Source organism: Anaeromyxobacter sp. Fw109-5, from assembly GCF_000017505.1.
In the GTDB taxonomy this organism is placed as follows: Bacteria; Myxococcota; Myxococcia; order Myxococcales; family Anaeromyxobacteraceae; genus Anaeromyxobacter.
The window spans coordinates 2628364-2635631 of sequence record NC_009675.1 but is presented as its reverse complement, the minus strand read 5'-3'; the positions used below and the strand labels follow the sequence as shown (position 1 = coordinate 2635631).

Sequence of the window (7268 nt, the reverse complement as noted above, 5' to 3'; positions counted from 1 at the left end):
ACGGCGGCGGACGCTCGTGCGGGCATCGCGGCCGCCATTACATCAGTGTGACATGACGCCAGAGAGCTTTCTCGGACCCGGCTACGAACTTGCCTACTCGTTGCTCCGCACGGAGGGTAGCTTTCCACCATTTCTCGTGGTCCTCGAGTCGCCCGGCGGCAAGCCTACCTGCGTCCTCTCGGAGGACGGCACGATCGAAGCTCTTCGATCCGAACTGCGCAATCGAGAGCTGGGAGGTGACGTGCCGGTCGCTGCCCTGTTCTCGATGGGCACTACTCCCGGCGGTGGGACTGGTGGCAATCAACGCGTCGTGTCTGTGCACCTGCAGGGCTCGGGGATGAACAAGCTGATCTTGACCCCATATGATCTTGACGGAGGCGACCTCCGTCTCGGGTCGCCTAGGATCGTAGACGCGGCTGGGGTGATCCTCCTGCATTCCGTGAAGTAGCCAAGCCCCGACCGCAAAGGCCCCGGCCCAGAGTAATTTCCCAAGCCCCGACCCAGAGTAATTTCCAAGGCCCCGACCCAGCGTAATTCGAGGCCTCAACCCCGGAAGGCGCCGACCCAGAGTAATTCGCGAGGCCCCGACCCAGAGTAATTCGAGGCCCCAAACCCGGAGGCCGGGGGCCCGGGGGCCCAACCCAGAGTAGTTTCCGCGGACGGTCGTCTGGTCCGCGGACCTCTCGCCGGGTGGCGCGCGCGGAAGCGTGGTGAATATTGGTGGCACGCCTCCTGCGAGGCGGGCAGGAGTGACCGCGCCTCGTCAGGTTCTTCCGGGAACCACCTATCTCGTCACGCGTCGCTGCGCGCAGCGGCAGTTCCTGCTCCGGCCGTCGGCGGTCGTGAACGAGGTCTTCCTCTACGTCCTGGCGGTGGCCGCCGAGCGCTTCGGCGTGCTGGTCCACGCGTTCTGCGTGCTCTCCAACCATTTTCATCTCGTGGTCACGGATCCCGACGCGCAGCTGCCCGCCTTCGAGCAGTACCTCGACTCTCTCGTCGCCCGCGCGCTGAACGCCTCGTTGGGACGGTGGGAGGCGTTCTGGGCGCCGAGCAGCTACAGCGCGGTCGCGCTCGTCAGCCCGGAGGACGTGCTCGACTCTCTTACGCGCGGACCGCGAGCGGCCAGCTCGACTCCGTGACGTCGCCCGCCGGGACGATCGACTACGGCTACGACCCGGCGTTCGACCGTCTCCAGACGATCGCCTCCGGCTCGAGGTCGACGACGCTCACCTGGGAGGCCGGAGGCGATCGCCTCCTGGACGTCGCGGACGGTGTGCTGCACGAGTGCCGCCGCTACGACGATCGCGGACGCGTGACGCTGGTCTCGAACGTGGCCGCCGGAGAGAGCTGCGAGCTCTCCGAGTCGCCGCTCGCGCGGTACCGGTACGGCTACGACGAGCGCGGGAACCGCACGAGCGAGGAGTACACGGGCGAGACGGTCACGGTGCCGGAGCTGACGTCGTACGGGTACGACCGGGCGGACCGGCTGACCGGCGTCGCCTACGCGGACGGCACGGCGAAGCTGTACCAGCTGGGCGGGGACGGCAGCCGCCTGGCGGAGAAGCACGTCACGCCGTTCTCGGGCGATCTGGGCCCGGACGGGTGGGGGGTGGCGACGGGCGCGGTGCAGACGTACGCGTACGACGCTCGGGGCGGGCTCGAGTCCATCACGGACGAGCAGGGCGTCGCGGTGGTCTCGTACACGGTGGACCTCGCCGGACGCGTGAAGGTCGAGACGCGTGGCACGAGCAGGAAGGAGCTCACCTGGGACGCCGCCGGCAGGCTCGCCGAGGCCAAGCTCGGCCCGGCCGTGGCTGGCGGAGGCGGCACGGTCGACACGTTCACGTACCGTTACGACTTCGCCGGACGCCGGATCGAGAAGAGCGGTCCGGGCGGTGACAGCCGTTACCTGTGGGGCGCGGACGACCTCGTGGAGGAGGTGGCGCCGAGCGGCACGCGCCTCGTGTACGAGCGGATGGGCGGGCTCGTCGTCGGGGTGAGCGCTTACGGAGCGGGCGGGACGCCGGCCGGCAGCGAGCGGCTCATGCACGACGGGCTCGACACCATCGTCGGGCGGGTGCGGAGCGACGGGTCGTCCTCGCTGTACCGTTACGACGCGTGGGGCGGGTTCCGCGGCCTGGGTGCGCCTGGCGCCGCCGAGGCCAGCCTCGCATACGCGGGGCAGCACTGGGACGCTGACGTCGGACTGAGCTACGCGCAGCAGCGGTGGTACGACCCGAGCGTCGGGAGGTTCCTGTCGGAGGATCCGGTGTTCGGGGATCCGACGAACCCGGTTTCGCTGCATGCCTGGGCGTACGCGAATGGGAACCCGCTCGCGTTCATCGATCCGCTCGGCGAGCGCGCGATGACGGAGGCAGAGAAGGCGCGAGACGCCGAGTGGTACGCGGAGTACCTCAGGCGCAAGGCCGCGTGGGACAAGCTGCCCTGGTACCAGAAGGTCGGGGACGTGTTCGACTCCGATGGTAACAGTCAGGGTGCCAAGGTCCTCGCTCGGAACATCAACGCGTACCGACGGGGTATCGACCAGGCTGCGGACGGTGAGGACGTCATCGCGATCGACGTCGCTGCTGAGTATGGCGAGGGGCCCGTCTCGATCAGTCTTCCGTCCGGCGCGCAGGACATGAGCCGCGGTCCGCTCGTCGTGCCGGCAAGCAGGGTCGACGCTGTCCAAGCACAGCGTGCGAGGAACGGTCAGATTCTGGCCGCCGTCACTGCGGGTCCGGCGGCTTCAACTGCCTACGCGATCTCGGACGCGGTGGGCGTGAGCGAAGAGACGAAGTACAACGTGACGGCGACGGTCGGGCACGTCGAGAGCACGGCGTACGCCGCGGCAGCCTTGAGGCCGGGAAGTGGTTCCACCGGTTTGATCAAGCCGCCGAACCTGCCCGTTCCGTCACCGCGTATCAACCTGGCGGGAGGCAGGTCGACCACCGGTGGCGCGGGGCGGCTCGGCTCCGCTAGAACTCGACAGCAGAACGCGGACATCGCCACTGAACTCGAAATGCGAGGCTGGGACGTGACAGGCGGTGGCGGGCGTGGGAAGGAGGAATACCTCCCCGGTCCGGGCTTTTCGAGAAAGGGCTCCTCCTGGGTGGACGTGACAGCGCAGAAGAACGGCCGGACATTGCGGATCAACACTGTTGACACTCTTGCGGATGGCGTTACGCCCGATAAGCGTGAGTCCGCAAATGCTGCTCGCATACGTGCACAAACGCCTGGAGATCACCTGCTCCTTATTCCGAAGGCGAAATCGGCGCCGGCGCCCGTTTCCCTGAAGCGAGTCGCGCCACCTGCGGAGGAATGAGATGGCAACTCAGATCCTCTTCTTCCTAACGCGGCAGGACCTACTGCATGTGTTAAAGGAGTTTGAGTCAAGGCAGCGGGTTCACTACGTCGTGGCTGGGTCGCACAAACAACCAATGATAGAGGACGTCCACAGTCTGGCCGAAGACCCAGGGGCGGGTGTCGCGGTTCATGGCGACGCGCAACGCGAGCGCGCGTATCTCGTCGCGCCCGCCGGAACCGAGATCGTGGTGCGCGCCATACCGCAATACTCCGGGGAGGTCAGGTATGCGGTTGACCAAATGGCAAACCCCGGCTCTATTCTGCTGAGGCCGGGCGGTATTCATTCGGAAGGCGTGATGATCTCCGGGGAGGCTTCGACCATCTCGGCGGAGGCCCAGTCCGTGAACCTCTACCGTTCTCTAGAGCGTGCAGTCCGCGCAAACTGCGCACGAGTGAAGTCGTGCTTCGTGGGACGTGAAGCAGGTGGGTTGCTCGATAGAGGTTGGCGGCTCACGCGCAGCGTGAAGGCTCCTGCCGCTTACGACCTTCAACGCAAAGGCCGAGGCCCCGACCCAGAGTAATTTCCGAGGCCCCGACCCAGAGTAATTTCCGCGGACGGCCGTCTGGTCCGCGGACCTCTCGCCGAGTGGCGGGCGCGGAAGCACGGTGAATCTCGGTGGCACGCCTCCTGCGAGGTGGGCAGGAGTGACCGCGCCTCGTCAGGTTCTTCCGGGAACCACCTATCTCGTCACGCGTCGCTGCGCGCAGAGGCAGTTCCTGCTCCGGCCGTCGGCGGTCGTGAACGAGGTCTTCCTCTACGTCCTGGCAGTCGCCGCCGAGCGCTTCGGCGTGCTGGTCCACGCGTTCTGCGTGCTCTCCAACCATTTTCATCTCGTGGTCACGGATCCCGACGCGCAGCTGCCCGCCTTCGAGCAGTACCTCGACTCTCTCGTCGCCCGCGCGCTGAACGCCTCGTTGGGACGGTGGGAGGCGTTCTGGGCGCCGAGCAGCTACAGCGCGGTCGCGCTCGTCAGCCCGGAGGACGTGCTCGACTCTCTTACGCGCGGACCGCGAGCGGCCAGCTCGACTCCATGACGTCGCCCGCCGGGACGATCGACTACGGCTACGACCCGGCGTTCGACCGTCTCCAGACGATCGCCTCCGGCGCGAGGTCGACGACGCTCACCTGGGAGGCCGGAGGCGATCGCCTCCTGGACGTCGCGGACGGCGTGCTGCACGAGTGCCGCCGCTACGACGATCGCGGACGCGTGACGCTGGTGTCGAACGTCGCCGCCGGAGAGAGCTGCGAGCTCTCCGAGTCCCCGCTGGTGCGGTATCGCTACGGCTACGACGAGCGCGGGAACCGCACGAGCGAGGAGTACACGGGCGAGACGGTCACGGTGCCGGAGCTGACGTCGTACGGGTACGACCGGGCGGACCGGCTGACCGGCGTCGCCTACGCGGACGGCACGGCGAAGCTGTACCAGCTGGGCGGGGACGGCAGCCGCCTGGCGGAGAAGCACGTCACGCCGTTCTCGGGCGACCTGGGCCCGGACGGGTGGGGCGTGGCGACGGGCGCGGTGCAGACGTACGGGTACGACGCTCGGGGCGGGCTCGAGTCCATCACGGACGAGCAGGGCGTCGCGGTGGTCGCGTACACGGTGGACCTCGCCGGACGCGTGAAGGTCGAGACGCGTGGCACGAGCAAGAAGGAGCTCACCTGGGACGCCGCCGGGAGGCTCGCCGAGGCCAAGCTCGGCCCGGCCGTGGCTGGCGGAGGCGGCACGGTCGACACGTTCACGTACCGTTACGACTTCGCCGGACGCCGGATCGAGAAGAGCGGTCCGACCGGTGACAGCCGTTACCTGTGGGGCGCGGACGACCTCGTGGAGGAGGTGGCGCCGAGCGGCACGCGCCTCGTGTACGAGCGGATGGGCGGGCTCGTCGTCGGGGTGAGCGCTTACGGAGCGGGCGGGACGCCGGCCGGCAGCGAGCGGCTCATGCACGACGGGCTCGACACCATCGTCGGGCGGGTGCGGAGCGACGGGTCGTCCTCGCTGTACCGTTACGACGCGTGGGGCGGGTTCCGCGGCCTGGGTGCGCCTGGCGCCGCCGAGGCGAGCCTCGCGTATGCGGGGCAGCACTGGGACGCGGACGTCGGACTGAGCTACGCGCAGCAGCGGTGGTACGACCCGAGCGTCGGGAGGTTCCTGTCGGAGGATCCGCTCGAGGCGAGCGACGAGCGGCTCATGCAACCCGGACGTCTCGCGACGTTCGTCTACGCGGCGGGGAACCCGCTGCTGTATGTGGACCCGCTCGGGTTGGATGTTGGGCAACCAGAATCGACATCGGCGAGAGCACAGCAGGACATGAAGTATCAAGCGGTGCTCAACGATCAGAACGCGGACGCGGGCAACTGGCTGCAGGGTTGCGCCGCTGGTGAAGTCGATGACTGGAGGAACATCGACGGCGCAGCGTTCAACGCCTCCAGCCACTCACCCCAGTGGCTCGCCGGTTACGTGAAGTGCAACGCCCGGCCGGTTTCCGACGCCGTCTACAACAGCGACGTTGCCAAGAACACGAGGGAGTTCTGGACGGCGACACCGGCGCGCGCTCACGTGATGGGTTGCGCCCTGGGCGGTGGGAACGGAGTCCTGCCGGTCGGCGACGTGAGCGGCCTGCCCGCGAGCATGCAGAGCACGGCGGGAGCGTGCGAGTTCGGTGTCGGCGCAGCCACCACGGTCATGACGCTCGGCGAGGCCGGCGTTGGCGTGTGGCGCGGGCTGAAGAACATTCGCCCGATGCCGAAGCCGGCGCTGGCGGGTGTGACCGCGGACGGCAGGACGGTTGCGGCCGGAGCGGAGGGGTTGTCTGCGGCCGAGCGATTCCCCAAGAACATGGAGGCGAGGGCTGGGGGACCCACGAGGATCTCTGGTGGCAACCCGCGCCATGTGAACGGCGCGATAGCGGAAGAGAAGGGCTGGAATGCCGCGCTCAAGGGCGGCCATGAGCCCATCCAGGGACCGGGCAAGGTTTCCGAGAAGGGCCCGGACTTCATCACGTATGACCCGAAGTCGGAGTCCATCGTTGTCTGGGATGCGAAGTATCGTTCGAGCGGAAAGGGATACCCGAAGTCGTTGCCGCCCAAGAAGCTGAAGGCATGGATGCCGGAGGTTAGGAAGGCCGTCGAGGCGCTTCCAGATGAGGCTCTGCGGGCCGCCGCCAAAGATGCATTGGAGAACAACCGAGTGACGGGGGAGATCTTCAAGTGGCCGCCGAAGTAGGATGGGACGAGTTGGTCGGGATTCCCGCCGGCACCGCCGTCGATGACTTACGGTTCGCGCCGCATCATGTCGCGCTGACGCTCTTCCAGTGCCGAGCCGACGGTTTCATAATCGCGGTTCGCAGCAAGTCTGCGCAGGTTGCTGGCGCGCGACTGGCCTCGGCTTTGATGTGGGCGCCGGACGTGAGCGCCGCGCGAAGAGCTCTCTTCCTTGAAGTCGAGGGAGACGAGGGGAGGGAAGGCTTGCCTCCCTCCGAGATGATGCTGTCGCCCGATGCGGTCTCGTACTCAGCCATTTTGAAAGCGGCGCGTTCGAAGAGGGGTGATGTGCTTGAGAGCGCGCAATACCGGGTTGCGACCGACGGGCGGTTTGTGCAGCGAGTCATCCGGTGTTCGCCCTGGGTGTACTACTTCAGGTCTCGGACTGGTGGGCGCGAGCGCCCGTTCGCTGCTTCGCGCGATCTGAAGGCCCAAGGCCAAGGCCCCGACCCAGAGTAATTTCCGGAAGGCCCCGACCCTAGGCCCCAAAGGCCCCGACCCAGAGTAATTTCCGCGGACGGCCGTCTGGTCCGCGGACCTCTCGCCGAGTGGCGGGCGGAAGGCCCCGACCCAGAGTAATTTCAAGGCCCCGACCCAGAGTAATTTCCGCGGACGGCCGTCTGGTCCGCGGACCTCTCGC

Annotated in this window: 5 protein-coding genes and 2 pseudogenes; all 7 read left to right on the top strand. The window is 67.5% G+C overall.

The window, feature by feature from the left end; translation table 11 throughout:
- Positions 1-52: 52 nt before the first annotated feature.
- The 7 genes and pseudogenes from ANAE109_RS24865 to ANAE109_RS11865 all read left to right on the top strand — a co-directional run bounded on the left by ANAE109_RS24865 (position 53) and on the right by ANAE109_RS11865 (position 7087).
- Entirely contained in the window at positions 53-448 is a 396-nt protein-coding gene (locus tag ANAE109_RS24865; protein WP_143827956.1) for a hypothetical protein, read from the top strand.
- Positions 449-749: 301 nt separating this feature from the next.
- Positions 750-1097: pseudogene (locus tag ANAE109_RS11885) on the top strand (transposase); the annotation flags it as partial.
- A gap of 215 nt (positions 1098-1312) precedes the next feature.
- Positions 1313-3325, top strand: a complete 2013-nt coding sequence (locus ANAE109_RS11880) for an RHS repeat-associated core domain-containing protein (RefSeq protein ID WP_234945298.1) — start codon at positions 1313-1315, stop codon at positions 3323-3325.
- 1 nt (position 3326) lies between these two features.
- A complete protein-coding gene (locus ANAE109_RS24860) occupies positions 3327-3887 on the top strand; it encodes a hypothetical protein (RefSeq protein ID WP_143827955.1) in 561 nt (186 codons plus the stop codon).
- A 124-nt stretch (positions 3888-4011) separates the two neighbouring features.
- Positions 4012-4359 (top strand): annotated as a pseudogene (locus ANAE109_RS11875) (transposase); the annotation flags it as partial.
- Between the two features lie 38 nt (positions 4360-4397).
- Positions 4398-6590: an RHS repeat domain-containing protein gene (locus ANAE109_RS25780; RefSeq protein WP_012097110.1), complete on the top strand. Its 2193-nt coding sequence runs from the start codon at positions 4398-4400 to the stop codon at positions 6588-6590.
- Entirely contained in the window at positions 6575-7087 is a 513-nt protein-coding gene (locus ANAE109_RS11865) for a hypothetical protein (protein ID WP_041448297.1), read from the top strand. The genes ANAE109_RS25780 and ANAE109_RS11865 overlap by 16 nt, the downstream gene beginning before the upstream one ends.
- Positions 7088-7268 lie beyond the last annotated feature (181 nt).